This is a genomic window from Listeria sp. PSOL-1, assembly GCF_902806445.1.
GTDB lineage: Bacteria > Bacillota > Bacilli > Lactobacillales > Listeriaceae > Listeria.
Genome location: NZ_LR760298.1, coordinates 347,051 through 364,102 on the forward strand (window position 1 = coordinate 347,051; position 17,052 = coordinate 364,102).

Annotated in this window: 20 protein-coding genes; 19 read left to right on the forward strand and 1 reads right to left on the reverse strand. The window is 36.8% G+C overall.

Annotation, left to right across the window (positions count from 1 at the left end; all coding sequences use genetic code 11):
- Window positions 1-80: 80 nt before the first annotated feature.
- The 18 genes from der to G6Q10_RS01780 all read left to right on the forward strand — a co-directional run bounded on the left by der (window position 81) and on the right by G6Q10_RS01780 (window position 15,097).
- Entirely contained in the window at window positions 81-1,391 is a 1,311-nt protein-coding gene (der, locus tag G6Q10_RS01700; RefSeq protein WP_163652231.1) for a ribosome biogenesis GTPase Der, read from the forward strand.
- Window positions 1,392-1,413: 22 nt separating this feature from the next.
- Window positions 1,414-2,433 (forward strand): NAD(P)H-dependent glycerol-3-phosphate dehydrogenase, encoded by a 1,020-nt coding sequence (locus G6Q10_RS01705; protein ID WP_163655657.1) that lies wholly within the window; start codon window positions 1,414-1,416, stop codon window positions 2,431-2,433.
- A 72-nt stretch (window positions 2,434-2,505) separates the two neighbouring features.
- Window positions 2,506-3,486, forward strand: coding sequence for a tyrosine-protein phosphatase (locus G6Q10_RS01710; protein ID WP_163652233.1), 981 nt, complete (start codon window positions 2,506-2,508; stop codon window positions 3,484-3,486).
- Between the two features lie 366 nt (window positions 3,487-3,852).
- Window positions 3,853-4,134 carry an HU family DNA-binding protein gene (locus G6Q10_RS01715; RefSeq protein WP_163652235.1) on the forward strand — a complete coding sequence of 94 codons (282 nt, stop codon included), beginning with the start codon at window positions 3,853-3,855 and terminating at the stop codon, window positions 4,132-4,134.
- Between the two features lie 130 nt (window positions 4,135-4,264).
- Complete coding sequence (locus tag G6Q10_RS01720) at window positions 4,265-4,561, forward strand: NfeD family protein (RefSeq protein WP_163652237.1); 297 nt, start codon at window positions 4,265-4,267, stop codon at window positions 4,559-4,561.
- Window positions 4,562-5,512: a flotillin-like protein FloA gene (floA, locus tag G6Q10_RS01725; RefSeq protein ID WP_163652239.1), complete on the forward strand. Its 951-nt coding sequence runs from the start codon at window positions 4,562-4,564 to the stop codon at window positions 5,510-5,512.
- Between the two features lie 24 nt (window positions 5,513-5,536).
- A complete protein-coding gene (locus G6Q10_RS01730) occupies window positions 5,537-5,839 on the forward strand; it encodes a hypothetical protein (protein WP_163652241.1) in 303 nt (100 codons plus the stop codon).
- Between the two features lie 213 nt (window positions 5,840-6,052).
- Window positions 6,053-6,361 (forward strand): hypothetical protein, encoded by a 309-nt coding sequence (locus G6Q10_RS10050; protein WP_232057774.1) that lies wholly within the window; start codon window positions 6,053-6,055, stop codon window positions 6,359-6,361.
- Between the two features lie 249 nt (window positions 6,362-6,610).
- The gene (locus tag G6Q10_RS10060; RefSeq protein ID WP_232057836.1) at window positions 6,611-6,763 is read left to right on the forward strand and encodes a hypothetical protein; all 153 of its coding nucleotides are present in this window, start codon (window positions 6,611-6,613) and stop codon (window positions 6,761-6,763) included.
- A gap of 64 nt (window positions 6,764-6,827) precedes the next feature.
- Window positions 6,828-7,214, forward strand: a complete 387-nt coding sequence (locus G6Q10_RS01740) for an OsmC family protein (protein WP_163652243.1) — start codon at window positions 6,828-6,830, stop codon at window positions 7,212-7,214.
- A 138-nt stretch (window positions 7,215-7,352) separates the two neighbouring features.
- Window positions 7,353-8,447 (forward strand): Glu/Leu/Phe/Val dehydrogenase, encoded by a 1,095-nt coding sequence (locus G6Q10_RS01745; RefSeq protein ID WP_163652245.1) that lies wholly within the window; start codon window positions 7,353-7,355, stop codon window positions 8,445-8,447.
- A 24-nt stretch (window positions 8,448-8,471) separates the two neighbouring features.
- The gene (locus tag G6Q10_RS01750; RefSeq protein ID WP_163652247.1) at window positions 8,472-8,708 is read left to right on the forward strand and encodes a hypothetical protein; all 237 of its coding nucleotides are present in this window, start codon (window positions 8,472-8,474) and stop codon (window positions 8,706-8,708) included.
- Window positions 8,709-8,725: 17 nt separating this feature from the next.
- Window positions 8,726-9,358, forward strand: coding sequence for a YdeI/OmpD-associated family protein (locus tag G6Q10_RS01755; RefSeq protein ID WP_163652248.1), 633 nt, complete (start codon window positions 8,726-8,728; stop codon window positions 9,356-9,358).
- Between the two features lie 253 nt (window positions 9,359-9,611).
- The gene (locus G6Q10_RS01760; protein ID WP_163655659.1) at window positions 9,612-10,706 is read left to right on the forward strand and encodes an FtsW/RodA/SpoVE family cell cycle protein; all 1,095 of its coding nucleotides are present in this window, start codon (window positions 9,612-9,614) and stop codon (window positions 10,704-10,706) included.
- Window positions 10,707-10,737: 31 nt separating this feature from the next.
- Window positions 10,738-11,235 (forward strand): hypothetical protein, encoded by a 498-nt coding sequence (locus G6Q10_RS01765; RefSeq protein ID WP_163652250.1) that lies wholly within the window; start codon window positions 10,738-10,740, stop codon window positions 11,233-11,235.
- A gap of 148 nt (window positions 11,236-11,383) precedes the next feature.
- Window positions 11,384-12,883: a glutamate/gamma-aminobutyrate family transporter YjeM gene (yjeM, locus tag G6Q10_RS01770; protein WP_163652252.1), complete on the forward strand. Its 1,500-nt coding sequence runs from the start codon at window positions 11,384-11,386 to the stop codon at window positions 12,881-12,883.
- Between the two features lie 166 nt (window positions 12,884-13,049).
- Entirely contained in the window at window positions 13,050-14,399 is a 1,350-nt protein-coding gene (gene gorA / locus G6Q10_RS01775) for a glutathione-disulfide reductase (RefSeq protein ID WP_163652255.1), read from the forward strand.
- 23 nt (window positions 14,400-14,422) lie between these two features.
- A complete protein-coding gene (locus G6Q10_RS01780; protein ID WP_163652257.1) occupies window positions 14,423-15,097 on the forward strand; it encodes a histidine phosphatase family protein in 675 nt (224 codons plus the stop codon).
- A gap of 77 nt (window positions 15,098-15,174) precedes the next feature.
- On the opposite strand, the gene G6Q10_RS01785 is transcribed toward G6Q10_RS01780, so the two are convergent.
- Window positions 15,175-16,290 carry an AI-2E family transporter gene (locus G6Q10_RS01785; RefSeq protein ID WP_163652259.1) on the reverse strand — a complete coding sequence of 372 codons (1,116 nt, stop codon included), beginning with the start codon at window positions 16,288-16,290 and terminating at the stop codon, window positions 15,175-15,177.
- 164 nt (window positions 16,291-16,454) lie between these two features.
- Between G6Q10_RS01785 and G6Q10_RS01790 the strand changes: the two genes are divergently transcribed.
- On the forward strand, window positions 16,455-16,970 hold the full coding sequence (locus G6Q10_RS01790; protein WP_163652261.1) for a GyrI-like domain-containing protein: 516 nt from the start codon (window positions 16,455-16,457) through the stop codon (window positions 16,968-16,970).
- The last annotated feature ends 82 nt before the right edge of the window (window positions 16,971-17,052 follow it).

Genomic DNA, 17,052 nt, shown 5'->3' on the forward strand with positions numbered 1-17,052 from the left:
ATGTTGCCACTAACCACATTTACTGATAAACTAAAGAAAGTCTAACAAACAGGATTTTAAAAGAAAAAGAAGGTGAAACGATGGCAAAACCTGTTATGGCAATTGTAGGCCGTCCAAACGTTGGTAAATCAACTATTTTTAACCGTATTGTTGGTGAGCGTGTCTCCATTGTTGAAGATGTTCCTGGAGTAACACGTGATCGAATTTATAATACAGCAGAGTGGCTTGGGCAAAATTTTAATATCATTGATACAGGTGGCATTGATTTAAGTGATGAGCCATTTTTAAAACAGATTCGCGCACAAGCTGAAATTGCTATTGATGAAGCTGATGTTATTATTTTTATTGTAAATGGACGTGAAGGTGTCACTGATGCTGATGAACAAGTGGCTAAAATCTTATATCGTTCAAATAAACCCGTCATCTTAGCTGTAAATAAAATTGATAATCCGGAAATGCGAGATCAACTTTATGATTTTTATTCGCTTGGTTTTGGTGATCCCTATCCAATTTCGGGATCGCATGGCTTAGGATTAGGTGATTTATTGGATGCGGCGCGTTCCCATTTTCCAAAAGATATCGCTGATGAGTACGGTGAAGATGTAATTAAATTTTCATTAATTGGCCGCCCAAATGTGGGTAAATCATCCCTTGTTAACGCCCTACTTGGCGAAGAGCGCGTGATCGTTTCAAATGTTGCCGGCACAACGCGTGATGCGATTGATACGAGTTATACATTTGAAGAGCAAGAATATGTTATGATTGATACAGCTGGCATGCGTAAGAAAGGGAAAGTATATGAAAGCACTGAAAAATATAGTGTCCTTCGAGCGATGCGTGCGATTGAGCGCTCAGACGTTGTTTTAGTTGTTTTAAATGCAGAAGAAGGCATTCGAGAACAAGATAAACGTATTGCTGGATATGCTCATGATGCTGGGCGTGCGCTTATTATCGTTGTGAATAAGTGGGATGCCATTGAAAAAGATGAAAAAACAATGAAAGCCTTTACTGAAGATATTCGCGAGCAATTCCAATTTTTATCCTATGCACCGATTGTTTTTGTATCCGCAATAACGAAAAAACGCTTAACTAATTTATTCCCAGTGATCAATCAGGTGAGTGAAAATCATACTTTACGCGTCCAAAGTAGCATGTTGAATGATGTGATTAGTGATGCTGTGGCAATGAATCCAGCACCTATGGATAAAGGGAAACGGTTAAAGATTTTTTATACAACACAAGTAGCTGTTAAACCTCCAACTTTTGTTGTTTTTGTGAATGAACCAGAATTGTTGCATTTTTCTTATGAGCGCTTTTTAGAAAATAGAATTCGTGAAGCCTTTCCTTTTGAAGGAACGCCGATTCGTCTTATTGCAAGACAACGAAAATAATTTTTTGAAGGTGGTTTAAATGATGGCAAAAGAGCAAAAAGTAGCTATACTTGGCGCAGGTAGTTGGGGAACAGCACTTGCACTCGTTCTAGCTGATAATGGTCATAATACAGTAATTTGGGGGAATAACGCAGAAATTATTCAAGAAATAAATGAACAGCATACAAATGGTCATTATTTAAAAAGCATTTCTCTTCCTGCGAAAATTACTGCAACGCTCTCGCTTGAACAAGCAACACAAGGTGCCGAAATCATTGTTATTGCTGTGCCAACAAGCGCAATGCGTTCTGTTTCGGAGCACCTCAATACGGTTTTAACTGAACCTAAAATTATCGTTCACGTAAGTAAGGGGATTGAGCCGGACACTAATTTACGTATGTCAGAAGTTTTAGCCCAAGAAATTTCTCTTGAAAACAGACAAGGAATTGTAGTTTTATCTGGACCTAGCCATGCTGAAGAAGTGGCAAAACGCAAGCCAACAACTCTTTCTGCAAGTAGTAAAGATACTATGCTAGCTAAGAAAGTACAAGATATTTTTGCTAATCATAACTTGCGAATTTATACAAATACTGATGTTATTGGTGCAGAAATTGGTGGAGCCCTTAAAAATATTATTGCACTTGGAGCTGGTATTTCTGACGGCTTAGGATACGGAGATAATGCGAAGGCAGCGCTTATGACCCGTGGAATGGCTGAAATTACGAGGCTTGGTGCAGCAGTAGGTGCTGAGCCGCAAACTTTTTATGGCTTAACGGGTATTGGCGATTTGATCGTAACCTGTACAAGTGTTCATTCGCGTAACTGGAGAGCCGGGAACATGCTTGGTAAAGGCAAAAAGTTAACAGAAGTGCTAGATAATATGGGGATGGTTGTTGAAGGCGTTCGAACAGCAAAAGCCGTTAATACATGGGCGAACAAATTACAAATTGAGATGCCAATTTCAAAAGCAATCTATCAAATTCTTTTCGAGAATCAAAATCCACAAGTTGCTGTGGACCGTTTAATGGGGAGAGCAAAAAAAGAAGAAAAAGAAAAATTTTAATAAAAGACACAATTCGAAGTGCTCGATTCAAATTGTGCTTTTTAGGGTAGATAATACGAAGGAGGTCAGAGTATGTTAAAAGTAGAAGCACAAAAAGCAGCATATCACATTACTTGGTCAAAAGGAGAGTTTCCAACAGGGACAGAGATATTTCAAAGTGAGGCACCTGAATTAAGCAATACAAGTGAGTTAATTGGTACAATACAAGCTAATCAAACAGAGTTTTCTGCCAATTATACGAATGTCAAACCACTTTATTTTATTTTAAAACAAAACAATGGAGAAACAACCGTTGTAAGCGAACGCACGATCAAAATGGAAGGCACCTTCAACTTTCGAGATATGGGTGGCTATTCATCGGCAAATGGGCGACGTGTAAAATGGGGCAAATTATTTCGCTCAGGTAATTTAGTCAATCTGACAGAAAATGATATAACAGAGATGAAACATTTAGGCATTAAATGGATTTGTGATTTGCGTAGTGATAAAGAGGTGCAAGCGGAGCCGACGCAAGAGATTGCTGGGGTAGACGATCGGCATATTGCAATTGGTACAGCAACAAACGATTCTAAAACCACTAGTTTAGGAAATGATAAAACAATCTATGAACCACTTATGGGCGATAGTTATCGTGTATTTGTAGACTCTACAGCAGAGTTTAAAGTCATTTTTGATTTATTGTTACAGGATGGGGGGGTTCCTTTTCTATTTCACTGTACAGCTGGGAAAGATCGAACAGGCGTATTAGGCGCTTTGCTATTAAAAGTACTAGATGTAAATGAAACTGATATTTTTACTGATTATCAAATAACCAATCAATATAGCGATCAAATTTTAGCCGAAATGGATCGGCTATTGCAGCAATTTGGTGCATCTGATGAAAAAATTAATTTAGAAAATTTCCGCCCTATGGCTGAAGCGAGACCTTCTTATTTAGAAATCGCTTTTGATGAGATGCGCAAAACTTACGGTTCCGTTGAGCGTTACATTGAGGAAGGCATTGGCATAACGGCAGAAATGAAACAAAAATTACAAGCATTATTGCTAGAATAGCCTAGATTTAAGCATTATTTTTATGAAAAAAGAACCATTTTTGGCTCATTCGATGGTTTTGCTTGCTATTATGCCATTTCCCAGTTACTATTATGGTTAGCAGATTGATATTATCGCGTTTTTGTCTTAAAATCGTGTATAGAAAAAGATCAAAATAATATCAATCTAGTGTAAATCCTTGCAGTTGTGAGGATTATGTGATACTCTTTTATCAGAATTACTGATAAGGCTTGTAATTAAGCCATTTCGGTATCGATTCATCCAATTTTTCCATACGGGTTTTGCTGTTTTGGAAAAGAAATAGACAGGTAATGGTTGAGACCTGCTTATTTTGGATTACTTCTCTATAAGGAGGTGAAAAACAAAATGGCAAATAAACAAGATATAGTTAATGCTATTGCTGAAAAAACTAACCTTTCCAAAAAAGACGCTGCTAAAGCTTTAGAAGCTACTTTAGAAACTATTCAAGAAAATTTAGCTGCAGGCGAAAAGATTCAATTAATCGGTTTTGGTACTTTTGAAACTCGTGAGCGTGCGGCTCGTAAAGGGCGCAACCCACGTACTAGAGAAGAAATCGAAATCCCTGCTCGTAGAGTTGCAGCATTTAGTCCAGGTAAAGGACTTAAAGATCGTGTTCAAAAAAAATAACTACATAGATATTGAACAGACCGAATCTGTCCACGTGGGCAGATTCTTTTTTTATTTTAAAAAAATTTGTAAACATAAGCGTTTTCATGTATGGTTAAAGTAGGCATACAAGTAAAAGGAAGGTGATGGCATGAAACATGACTTTTCAGACGACGATTTTGTATACGGTGACTCTTTTGGCTTTATTCACAGAGGGGTTTTGGAGGACCGGGAGTTTGAACGCATGAAGTTATTACAAGATAAAGTGCAAGGAAAAGTAGGAAAAGCAATTACAACACTTAAACCAATTGGTCGTGTTGAAATAGAAAATGAAATTTATGAAGCGCGGCTTAGATATGGCTACTTAGATGTAGGAGCATCCGTTATTGCTACTGGTATAGATACCGGTTATATTATAGTCAGTGAAAATCGAACGGAGGAAGATTAAATGTATATTGGATCAATGATTATCATTTTACTTATTGTTATCGTGTTGATTGCTTTTTTCTCGCTCGTTCCTGTAGGGCTTTGGATTAGTGCTATTTCTGCACGTGTCCCTGTAGGATTAGGGACTTTAATTGGAATGCGACTGCGTAGGGTTATTCCCTCTCGTGTTGTAAAGCCACTAATTAAAGCAATTAAAGCAGGACTTGATTTAGAGGTTAATCAATTAGAAAGTCATTATTTGGCTGGTGGAGATGTCGATAATACAGTTGATGCGTTAATTGCAGCCCATAGAGCGAATATTGAGCTTGATTTTAGTCGAGCTGCAGCGATTGATTTAGCTGGCCGTGATGTCCTTGAAGCCGTGCAAACCTCAGTAACACCTAAAGTTATCCGAACTCCAGAATTTACAGGCGTTGCCCAAAATGGCGTTGAAGTAAAAGTGATCACTCAAATTACAGTCCAATCCAATATTGAACGAATTGTTGGAGGAGCAGGTGAAGACACTGTTATCGCGCGTGTTGGTGAAGCAGTTGTGTCAACAGTTGGTGAAACGCGCGAGCATACCGATGTTTTAGAAAATCCTAATAGCATTTCTAAAAAAGTTCAACAACAAGGACTTGGAGATGGAACAGCTTATGCAATTTTGTCTATTGATATAGCTGAAATGCGCATTGGTGATAACATTAAAGCAAAGCTAGACATTGAAAAAGCGAATGCAGATATGGAAGTTGCACAAGCAGCCGCTTCAAAACGTAAAGCGGAGGCCATCGCGCTTGAACAAGAAAATCGAGCTGCTGTTGTTGCAGCAGAAGCTGAGGTTCCTCGGGCATTATCACATGCTCTTGAAAGCGGAAAACTTGGGGTTATGGATTATTATCAAATGAAAAATGTCCAAGCTGATACTTCAATGCGCGAATCCATTGCCGGTGAAGATTCAGAGTTAAGCAAATAAGTGGCTTGAAAGAAGGTGTTTCATTTGTCCATTAACTGGGGACTTTTACCCGTCATTTTTATTATCTTAATAGGGGTTATCTCACTATACAGTAGATCTGTTCAAGAAAAGAAGAAAAGTCAAACGAAGAAAAAAGTAGCGCCAAAACCAGAACTCGACAAAAAAGTAGTCAAAGAAGAGGTAAAGCCTCTATCCCAAAAAAACTTACAACAAAAAAGAAGTGAGAAAGAGAATCGGTTGAGCAACAAAACCAGCCTACTTAGCACAAAGAAAAAAGCCATTATCATGAAAGAAATTTTAGATAAGCCCGTTTCAATGCGTAAATAAAAAAGATTTACTAGGAAAGTAAATGGGAGTATAATGAACCTATTCAAATAAAACCCAGCTTAAGGGGAGTAGCAGTATAATTAAGTCGTCAGTACGGGAATGTAGTTCCTCGGCTTAATTAGCAATTTTAACATTGTTTGCAAGATCTTACGTTTATTTCTTATAGACGTGAGGTCTTTTTCTATTATTTTACAAAATCAAGGAGGAAACACTATGAAAAAAATGATGGCGTTTTTACTATCTGTAGGACTTGTCTTTTTACCAATTGGAGGGAATGCAATAAATGAAATTGTTCCAGCAAAATACGAACAAATAACAAAAGCAGATGCAAAAGGTTACCGATCGTCGCGGCGTTCTTTTAATCCAGGAAATAATCATACAACAACACGAAAATCTCCAGTTACAAATAATGGTAAACAATACCGGAGCGGTAGAGGCTTTTTAGGAGGCCTAATGGTAGAGAGCTTAGCTGGCTTACTATTTGGTGGTTTACTTCCTGGTTTGGGCAGTTTTTTGGCTTAATGGTTAATCTGCTTGCAATCTATGTTGTTATTCGTCTTCTCTTCTTCTTGTTTAATAAATGGAAGTGTTGCCGCGGGAATGAAGCAGTAACACAACGACAAACTTTTGATCATGTGAAAAGATAATTTTAGATGAAGGAAATATCTCAAATGCAGTGATCGTCTTTTTTACAAATGAAAAAGGAAGGACACTAGAAGATGTGGAAGTTGTTCTTACGTATGATGAAGTAAAGGTTTTGGTGCTGATGTCATGCAAGGAGATCACCTCATTCAGAGTCTGGATCATTTTTCGCTTGTTCAAGCCATTCGTTACTGGGCTGTACACTATGCAAAGCTAGATGCTAATGTTGGCCTAAAATTGTGTTTTTCAGAGCAAAATGGGATTACCGCTATCGTTCAGTAGTTGTTCTTATCTTTGACTTTCATTCATGTCAAGACTATAATCATTTTTTAAGGAGGGATTCTTTGTGAAATTAATTAAAAATGGGAAAAAAATTGAGCTTATTCATGCAGATGCTCATTGGCCATTAATTAAAGAGGAGGGCTTTTCTCCAGTACAAATGGTTGTTGCTGCTGCAAGTGCTTGTAGTGGTTATGTTTTTGTAAAATTGCTTACAAAAAAGCGCATTAAAGTGAACAGTCTTATGATGGACGTGGATTATAAGCAAAACCTAGACGAAGCAGTTCATGTCATTGAAGAAATTACGATTCATTTTTTTCTTGATATAGCAGAAGCTGACCAGGAAAAGGCACAAAGCGCATTAAAGTATGTCAAAAAAGCTTGTCCCGTTGTCATGAGTTTACATCCCGATATTAAAATCGTAGAAAAGCTAACTTTTGAATCACATGACTAAAACTATAGTCCTGATTTTTTGAAACCGCCTACATATAAAGTATGAATTCTAACATAAAGCATGCCAGGCTTTTGCTTTTAAATCACGATCTCGTATAATGAAAGTGAATGATGATAAAAGCTAGGGAAGGGGATTTTTATGTTATTTTCTAAGATGGAAAAAGATAATTATGAACAAGTAGTATTTTGCCAAGATAAGACTTCTGAGTTAAAAGCGATCATTGCGGTCCATAGTACAACACTTGGACCAGCACTAGGTGGATGTCGTATGTGGCCTTATGAATCAGAAGAAGCGGCATTAGAAGATGTGCTAAGACTATCTCGTGGAATGACATATAAAAATGCAGCAGCCGGGCTCGACCTTGGTGGAGAAAAAGCTGTCATTATTGCCGATCCTAAAAAAGATAAAAGCGAAGCGATGTTTAGAGCATTAGGTCGTTTTGTAGAAAGTCTAAATGGCCGTTATATTATTGCTGAAGATGTTGGGACAACAGTTAAAGACATGGATTATATCCATGAGGAGACAGATTATGTAACAGGTGTGTCAGAAAGCTTTGGGTCATCTGGAAATCCAAGCCCGATGACAGCACGTGGAATCCTTGCTGCAATGAAGCGCTGTGCAAAAGAAGCTTATGGAAGTGATTCACTAAAGGGCAAGACAGTGGCAATTCAGGGTGTTGGCAACGTTGCCTTTTCTCTATGTGAACAGCTTGATCAAGAAGGTGCTAATTTAATCGTAACGGATATTAATCAAGAAGCTGTTGATAGGGTTGTTGAGCGCTTTGAGGCCAAGGCTGTTGCTCCTGATGAAATTTATCAGGCTGATGCTGATATTTTTTCCCCATGCGCACTTGGTGGAATTTTAAATGATGATACAATACCAAAATTAAAGGTAAAAGTTATTTGTGGTAGCGCAAATAATCAACTTTTAGATATAAAGAAACACGGCAAAATGATAAATGAAAAAGGAATCATTTATGCACCGGATTATATTGTTAATTCTGGTGGTGTTATCAATATTGCTGATGAGTTAAACAATTATAATCACGAACGAGCAATGCAAAAGATTGATCAAATTTATGATCAGATTGGCAAAGTATTCGAATTTGCGAATACTGAAAAAATAACCACTGCTGATGCCGCCGATCAGATAGCAGAAAAGCGAATAAGGCAGCTAAAAGAAGTACGGAGCAACTTCTTTAAACATGAGCATTCGTTATTAACCAAAAGATAAAAATCGAGAAAGAAGGAAGAAAATATGAATGATGAACAAAAACAATTTTATGATTACATTTTGGAACGGACAGCTCCTACCAATGAAAGCGACATGCGAAAGTTACTAGAAACGACATTTAAAAACCAAAATAACGGTGTTTTTTCAAAAAAAGAGATGATGGCCCTGGTGCCTAAAATGGTATCTTATTTAAAAGAGAACACACGTGATGAGGTGATGAAAAGCGTCAAAGAATACGGTGAACAGCACGTAACTGAGTAATTGGAGGATTTTTTACTGTGAAAACAATCATTGAAAAATTAGATTTAACCAAATATCCGAAAAAGGCTATTTTAAATCTGCCAAAGCATGTCACTGAACTCGACTCACTGACTAGCACTGATTTTGAGCTAAAGCAGAAACAATATGAATTAATTTTTGCCTTTGTTTTTAACCTATCTGAAATGAAACAAATTATTCTACAGGTAATTAACGAAGAGCGTTTAGCAAAAGCAGGCTATCTTTTTCTTGCCTATCCAAAAAAAGGAAATAAAGAATACTCTGAATACATTCATCGCGATGAAATTCTAAGTGGCTTGGAAGCAGATGAAGCAGGTTATATTCCAAACAGCCATTTAAAGTTTTCGCGTATGGTCAGCTTTAATGAGACATTTACCGTAATAGGACTTAAAATAGCGAATGCAAAGAACAAAAAGAAAACAGAGGACGAACCAGATTATCAATCCTTTATTCCCAATGTTGAAGAACTTCTTGCGGGAAACCCGGAACTCCTTGCTTTCTATCAAGCACTTGCACCTGGTTATCAAAAATCATGGGCGAGATACATTTATAGCGCTAAGCAGCCTGCAACAAAGGCTAAACGCGAACAGGAAACGATTAGGCTTTTGAAGACTGGACAAAAATCTAAATAAGATCTCAAATAAATCGACGACAAGCGCTTGCTTTAAGAGGTTTGCTAGCCTTCCGTTTTTAGCAAGTCTCTTAAATGAAAACGTGTTCTCTTGATTTGTCATTTTCAACTAAATATTTTTAAAGAATTTCTAAATAAAACCGAAAAGGCATTGTAAGCTCGTTTTCATTGTGATACGTTTAACTTAAGTGTGCGATCCAAAATTCACTAGAAATACTAGTGTCCGGAGGTAAATTAAGTTGAACAAAAACGAAATGATGCAAAAAAGCCTTGTAGCTATGATTATCCTTTTTTCACTCATTAGTTGTAGTGCTATTTGGTTAGCGCAACAAACGAATCAATATGATACAGACTTTTTAAAAATACAAATCATTTTTTTGATGATGGGTTCTGTGATTTGTCTGCTTATTTCGCGTGTTTCGATTGAATTTTGGCGAAAACATATCATTTGGATATATGTGCTAATGCTGATTTTATTAGTTGGAATTATTATTCCAAATCCATTGGTTCCTGATATTAATGGAGCAAAGAGATGGTATCGTATTCTTGGCTTTTCTTTGCAGCCATCTGAAATTATTAAGTCTTTTTTTATTCTTGTTTTGGCTCATTTTGCTGCTAACAAGCACGTAAACTTGAAACGGCAACAGTTTATTTTAACAGTACTTATCATTCCTGTTTTGCTTTTGTTATTCAAACAGCCAGATCTTGGGACAACGATTGTTTATTTTGTAACGGCATTTGCCATCGTGCTACTTGCGATGAAATCAGTGAAATGGATTCTTGGTATCTGTTCTTTGCTAGCAGTAAGTTTTTCGGTATTTATGTATTTGGTTATTTATCATGTGGAATGGTTGGAAAAAATTGGTTTGCATAAATACCAGTTTGCCCGTATTTATACTTGGCTTGATCCTGCAAGTGACCCTAATGGTGCTTATCAAGTTAATTTATCTCTTCAAGCTATTGGTTCGGGGCAATTAACGGGATATGGTGGGAAGCAGCTATATATTCCTGAAAGCCACACAGATATGATTTTTAGCGCGATAGCTAATCATTTCGGCTTTATTGGTGTTAGTATTTTGCTGCTTATTTTTATTTTATTTATCCAAAGGCTTATTATGGTTAGTTTACAAATGAAAAATATGTTTTCAAGTTATGTTTTTGCAGGCTTTGCCGTTTTATATGCTTTTAATATTTTTGAAAATATCGCAATGTCTGTGGAATTGATGCCATTGACTGGTATTCCGCTACCTTTTTTGAGTTATGGTGGAAGTTCTGTACTCGGGAACTTCATTGCGCTTGGTATTATGCTTGCTGTTATTCGCGATGATAAAATGCAAGGGCTATGTTAAAATACGGTGGAAGATCAAAGGAGCGAATAAAATGGCAAATTATATTAATAAGGAGAAACGAAATATTGATTTTGATCCATATCGTTTAGAAATTGTCGCGCTTCCAGAAGTTGTAGCGGTTAATTATCAACCCATTTCTTCCAATGCTTTATTAATTCGTATTGCTGATGTAGATGGAAATCTAAAGCCATTACGCGATCCAAAAAGATATCAAGCCATCTTAGAATTATATTTTAATGACATTAATGAAAGGGACGATTATTGGGGTCTTAGCGCCAAAGAGAAAGCTGAAATGAAATTATTTAATCAAAAACACTGTGAAGTCATCTATCGTTTCATTGATCATTATCCAAATTGGGAACAAATTGTTGTTCACTGCCATGCGGGTGTAAGTAGAAGTAGTGCTGTTGCAATGGGTATCGCTGAACATTATCAGCAAGAAAAGATTTTGGCGCAGCTTAAACAAGTAGAGCGTTACCTGCCTAACCCACGTGTACTTGCTATTATGCGTGGAGAGGCTTTTATTTAAAAAATTTGCAGCCATAAAATCAGATAATTCCAATTTATAGCATTTCCCTAAATACATTAACTAAAAAGGAATTCGCCAAAATAGTGGTATAATACTTGAGGTGAGAGAGTTTAGCTCAAGAAATTTCGAATAAGAAGGAATGAATTCAATGACAAATGAAGTTAAAAAGATGGGATTAATCAGTTTGATTTTAATGATTTTCACATCGGTATTTGGTTTTGCTAATGGTCCTGTTGGTTTTTATTTGATGGGATATGGTGCCATCCCTTGGTATGTTGCTGCAGCGGTTTGTTTTTTTATCCCGTTTGCGCTAATGATGGCAGAATATGGCTCGGCTTATCGCTATGAAAAAGGTGGTATTTATTCGTGGATGAATGATAGCGTTGGACCGCGCTATGCCTTTATTGTTACGTTTATGTGGTTTACCTCTTATATTATTTGGATGGTTGGGATTTCATCTAAAGTGTGGATCCCACTCTCGACATTTTTATTTGGAACAGATAAAACACAAGAATGGACCCTTTTTTCGCTTTCTCCAACGCAAACAATTGGGATACTCGGTGTGGTTTGGATGATTGTTGTTACGCTATTTGCTTCAAAAGGTTTGAAACAAATCACTAAGGTAACAACTGTCGGTGGAATCGCAGTAATGGGATTAAATGTTGTTTTAATTTTAGTTAGTCTCGTTGTTTTAATCTTAAATGGCGGACGTTTTGCACAGGAAATTACTGGTGTTGGATCGTTTTTAATCTCACCCAATCCTAATTACTTAAGTAGTATCTCTGTTTTAAGTTTTTGCGTGTTTGCGATTTTTGCTTATGGCGGAACAGAAGCTGTTGCTGGCCTTGTTGATCAAACGAAGAATCCTAAAAAAACATTTCCAAAAGGAATTATGATTGCGGCCATGGTGATTTCCATTGGTTATGCTATTGGGATTTTACTTTGGGGAGTTACTGCAAATTGGGCAAAAGTATTAAACGGCGAAACGACGAATTTAGGAAATATTACGTATGTGTTAATGTATAATTTAGGGCTTGAATTTGGCCATGCAATAGGTCTTTCAGCTAGTGCTGCTATTGGAATGGCTAGTTGGTTTGCTAGAGTTACAGGGCTATCAATGTTCTTAGCGTATACTGGTGCTTTTTTTACATTAATTTATTCACCACTAAAAGCAATTATTCAAGGGACGCCAAAAGAATTGTGGCCAAAACGAATGACCAAAATTAATAAAGCCGGCATGCCCGAATTTGCTATGTGGGTTCAGTGTATTATTGTTTCGCTAATTATTGTTATCGCTTCTTTTGGGGGAAGCAATGCCTCAGCGCTTTATAATAAATTAACGCTAATGGCCAATGTTTCAATGACGCTACCTTATTTATTTTTAGCGTTAGCCTTTCCCTTTTTTAAACGTCGTGAAAATCTAGAACGACCATTTGTTGTCTATAAAAATAAGATGATTTCTTATTTTGTCACCATTGTTTTAAGTTGTGTCGTTGGTTTTGCTAACATCTTTACTATCATTCAACCGGCTATCGGTGGAAACTGGGGTGACACATTATGGATGATTGCTGGTCCAGTTGTTTTCTCCATCTTAGCTATCGCTATCTATGAAAATTATGATGTTCGAAAGAGACGTCAATTATTGTAAACAAAAGAAGAGATTGAAGACATAAATCGATTTTGCGCTATGATAGATTTCGTGCGTAGGCTTATCGTTATTTATGCTTCAATCTTTTTTTGAAGCAGAGAAATTGTCAATCATACAAAAAATGCAGTACACTTAAGGTGATTTAGAAAAACAGGGGGAAGAATAGATGACAAAACACTATGATTATATTGCTATTGGCGGCGGTAGTGGAGGAATTGCATCAGTTAACCGCGCAGCTATGCATGGAAAAAAATGTGCTTTAGTAGAACCTGAATACCTTGGTGGGACATGTGTTAATGTTGGGTGCGTACCGAAAAAAGTCATGTGGTATGGCGCAGAGATTAAAGCGGGAATTGAAAAATATGGCCCAGATTATGGCTTACATGCTGATCTTACATTTGATCTTCAAACGCTTGTTAAAAATCGTGAAAGTTATATCGCACGACTGCATACCATTTATAAAAAGGGCTTGGATCATAATCATGTTGATTTGCTTCATGGATATGCTCAATTTCTTGATGACAAAACAATCATCGTCGCTGGAGAAAAATATACAGCAGATCACATTTTAATTGCTACGGGTGGAAAACCAACAATTCCAGATATTCCAGGTGCTGAATTGGGTATCACATCGAATGGTTTTTTTGCTTTAAAGGAGCTGCCAAAAAAGGTGGCGGTTGTAGGTGCAGGGTATATTGCGGTTGAACTTGCTGGTATTTTGCACGCATTCGGTTCTGAAACCCATTTGTTTGTCCGTAAACATGTACCCTTGCGCCATTTTGATCCGATGATTTCATCTACACTTACTGAAATTTATGAAGCAAATGGCATTGATATTCATACGCATGCTATACCGAAGCAGGTCGAAAAAACTGCAGATGGACGTTTAATTCTTTATTTAGAAAATGGAAAACAAGAGATCGTCGACACGATTATTTGGGCTATTGGTCGAACCCCTGTTACGGATACGCTTGCACTTGAAAATACAGGAATATCACTTACAAATAAAGGTTATATTGCCGTTGACCAATACCAAAATACAAGCGCTAAAGGAATTTATGCTGTTGGCGACGTAACTGGGCATATTGAATTAACACCAGTAGCCATTGCTGCTGGAAGAAGACTTGCAGAACGGTTATTTAATGGTAAGAAAGATGAGCATTTAGATTATCACCTGGTACCAACCGTTGTCTTTAGTCACCCTACAATTGGAACAGTTGGTTTAACAGAGCCTGAAGCGATTGCCAAACATGGTGAAAAAAATATCAAAGTGTATACTTCTTCATTTACATCCATGTATACAACAATGACTGCACACCGTGAACCTTGTCGAATGAAACTGATTTGTGAAGGACAAAATGAACGTATTGTAGGTCTTCATGGTATCGGTACTGGCATGGATGAGCTGTTGCAAGGCTTTGCTGTTGCCATAAAAATGGGAGCAACGAAAGCTGATTTCGATAATACCGTAGCCATTCATCCAACAAGTGCTGAAGAATTTGTGACAATGAGGTAAGAACTTTAAGGAGGCGTGAGTTAATGGGAGAAAAATTATCTTTATATTTCGTACGACATGGACAGACATATTTAAATAAAAATTGGCGAATGCAAGGTTGGGCTGATACGCCTTTAACACCGGAGGGCATTGAAATTGTTAAGCAAAGTGGTCGTGGCCTTTCAGAAATTGAATTTATTGCAGCTTATTCTAGTGATCTCCACCGAACCATTGCAACTGCCGAATTATTGTTAAAAGAAAATAAACATGGATTTGGCTTGACCCTTGAGCCGCGGGAAGAATTTCGTGAAACTTTTTTTGGTTCATTTGAAGGAGAAAAAAACACGGTTGCTTGGGAGGAAATTGCTCAAGTAAACGGCTATGAATCCCAAGCAGCGTTTTTTGAGCAAGCCAATGTAAAGCAAGCGATGGATGGCACAAAAAAAGCTGATCCAACTGGTGACGCAGAAGACTTTTTCACGTTTTGGACCCGTGTTGAACAAGGGTTTTTGCATGTTATTAATCGTCATCGTGAGGAAGGTGGAAATATTTTAATCGTCGCTCACGGAAATACAATTAGAAATATTGTCCATGAGCTAGTTCCATCGGTTAAAGAGAGTTTTATTTTAGATAATGCTAGTGTGACAGTCTTAACTTATGAAAATGGTTTATTTGAAATTGAGCGCTTAAATGATATTTCTCATTTTCAAGCAGAATAAAAGTTTGCGTAAAAAATACAAAAATAAGGCTAGGACAGATGGCGATAAGCGCTTGAACTGTCCTAGCCTAAAAATGATTATTCATCTAATTTTTTCCCAACCTCTACATCGTGATGGAGCTGGATCAGTTTGGCTACATTTACAATAATTGTTTTCATAATGGCATAAAGTGGTACACCTAAAATCATTCCAAAGAGTCCAGCCAGATTGCCTGCAACAAGCAAGATAACGATAATCGTTAATGGATGGATTTTTAAAGTGCGTCCCATAATAAGGGGTTGTAAAACATTACCATCAATTTGCTGCACAATGACAACAACGATGATAACTCCTAAAGCTTGTATCGGAGTGGTCAAAAAGGCAACAATAACAGCTGGTGCCGCACCAATAAAAGGTCCTAAATATGGAATAATATTCGTTGCACCAGCAATGAACGCAAATAAAAGAGCATAAGGTTGACCGATAATTAAATAACCAATGAATGTAAAAATCCCAACAAATAAGCAATCTAAAACTTGTGAACTAATATAAGTTGAAAGTGTTTTATTCATTTCTTGGATAATTTTTTTGGCATCATCACGAATAAATGCTGGAAAAAATTTTTGAACAGATGTCATGAATTTATTCCCATCTTTGAACATATAAAATAGGATAAAAGGAACTGTAACTAAAATCACAACAAAGCTTGTAACAAAGCCTGCAATTGCACCGATGCTTGTGGTTAAACCGTTTAGAACGATATTCATAATTTTAGGAACGGAGAGATTTGCTTTCTCCATTTCACTTTTAAAATCAATTTTGCTAAATGATGGATCTTTCGAAAGTTCTTGTAGCCATTTTTCGAAATCATTCCAATAACCTGGAAGCGCCTTTGCGAGTTGTGTCACTTGGTCTGTCAGAATAGGCCCTAGTTTCATAACGGCGAGTGCCAGCAAAACGATGAAAACGATAAAAATTAAAAGAACGCTAAGTAAACGTGGAATTTTACGCTTTTCCAAAAAACCAACAAGAGGGTTAAACATATAAAATAAGAAGCCGGCAATTAGAATTGGCATGAAAAGAGTTGAAATAATAACCCCAATTGGCGAAAATATGTAACGCAACTTTAAAAGGAAAAATAGAATAAGTACAACGGCTAATATTTCAATAGTCCAGAAAAACAGTTTGCTATTTTGAAATCGTGGAAACTTCATGGGTACCTCCTTTTTTAATTTCTTTTATCTTACCATTTCACGCCTGAAATAGCCAAAAATAGTTATTGAAAGACGGATGATAGGATTTATGATATGCTCTTAGGTAGAAGGACAAGATGAAATGACTGCTTTTTATATCATAAATAGAAAGGAGTCGATAAAAAATGGCCATTACAGATCTGCGTTTTGAAGAACATGAAGCATTGTTTATGATCGCTTTGGTTTGGCAAGGGAAGTCTTTGGAGGCATTTCATGAAAAAGCGAATAAGTTAATTCAAGAGGTAAAAACACTGACTGAAGACACAGTAGATGTTGATCAACTTTTTAACATCTCAGTTCATAACATAGAAGATGGAATTACTTATTATTCAGCTTTTCAGGCATCTAAAAAACCGCGCAGTTTGCCAGAGGACATGGAGTGGTTAGAAATACCGCCGCAAACTTATTTTGTAGCCAATCATGTTGCCGGAACAAACCGTGAAGAAAGCTATGATGAAATAAGCAGACAAATTAAAGAACGTGGATATGTTCCTTATATTACCGCTGATTTTCCCGTATTTGATCCACTCCCATTTAAAATCGAAATTCACTATTTAAATGGAAAAATTAGCAAGCAAGAGGCTTATGAAATTCGAATTCCCGTCATAAAAAAATTAACAAGTAGTGAGGCAGTCTTTTAAAAAGACTGCCTTTTTAACGATAATAAATGTTCGTGCAATTAAATCATTTATTTCATAATAAGCAAAAAAAAGATTAAAAACA

Coding starts and splice junctions, on each gene's coding strand:
- der (WP_163652231.1), top strand. CDS start 81: ATGGCAAAACCTGTTATGGCAATTGTAGGCCGTCCAAACGTTGGTAAA.
- G6Q10_RS01705 (WP_163655657.1), top strand. CDS start 1,414: ATGGCAAAAGAGCAAAAAGTAGCTATACTTGGCGCAGGTAGTTGGGGA.
- G6Q10_RS01710 (WP_163652233.1), top strand. CDS start 2,506: ATGTTAAAAGTAGAAGCACAAAAAGCAGCATATCACATTACTTGGTCA.
- G6Q10_RS01715 (WP_163652235.1), top strand. CDS start 3,853: ATGGCAAATAAACAAGATATAGTTAATGCTATTGCTGAAAAAACTAAC.
- G6Q10_RS01720 (WP_163652237.1), top strand. CDS start 4,265: ATGAAACATGACTTTTCAGACGACGATTTTGTATACGGTGACTCTTTT.
- floA (WP_163652239.1), top strand. CDS start 4,562: ATGTATATTGGATCAATGATTATCATTTTACTTATTGTTATCGTGTTG.
- G6Q10_RS10050 (WP_232057774.1), top strand. CDS start 6,053: ATGAAAAAAATGATGGCGTTTTTACTATCTGTAGGACTTGTCTTTTTA.
- G6Q10_RS10060 (WP_232057836.1), top strand. CDS start 6,611: ATGCAAGGAGATCACCTCATTCAGAGTCTGGATCATTTTTCGCTTGTT.
- G6Q10_RS01745 (WP_163652245.1), top strand. CDS start 7,353: ATGTTATTTTCTAAGATGGAAAAAGATAATTATGAACAAGTAGTATTT.
- G6Q10_RS01750 (WP_163652247.1), top strand. CDS start 8,472: ATGAATGATGAACAAAAACAATTTTATGATTACATTTTGGAACGGACA.
- G6Q10_RS01760 (WP_163655659.1), top strand. CDS start 9,612: ATGATGCAAAAAAGCCTTGTAGCTATGATTATCCTTTTTTCACTCATT.
- G6Q10_RS01765 (WP_163652250.1), top strand. CDS start 10,738: ATGGCAAATTATATTAATAAGGAGAAACGAAATATTGATTTTGATCCA.
- yjeM (WP_163652252.1), top strand. CDS start 11,384: ATGACAAATGAAGTTAAAAAGATGGGATTAATCAGTTTGATTTTAATG.
- gorA (WP_163652255.1), top strand. CDS start 13,050: ATGACAAAACACTATGATTATATTGCTATTGGCGGCGGTAGTGGAGGA.
- G6Q10_RS01780 (WP_163652257.1), top strand. CDS start 14,423: ATGGGAGAAAAATTATCTTTATATTTCGTACGACATGGACAGACATAT.
- G6Q10_RS01785 (WP_163652259.1), bottom strand. CDS start 16,290: ATGAAGTTTCCACGATTTCAAAATAGCAAACTGTTTTTCTGGACTATT.
- G6Q10_RS01790 (WP_163652261.1), top strand. CDS start 16,455: ATGGCCATTACAGATCTGCGTTTTGAAGAACATGAAGCATTGTTTATG.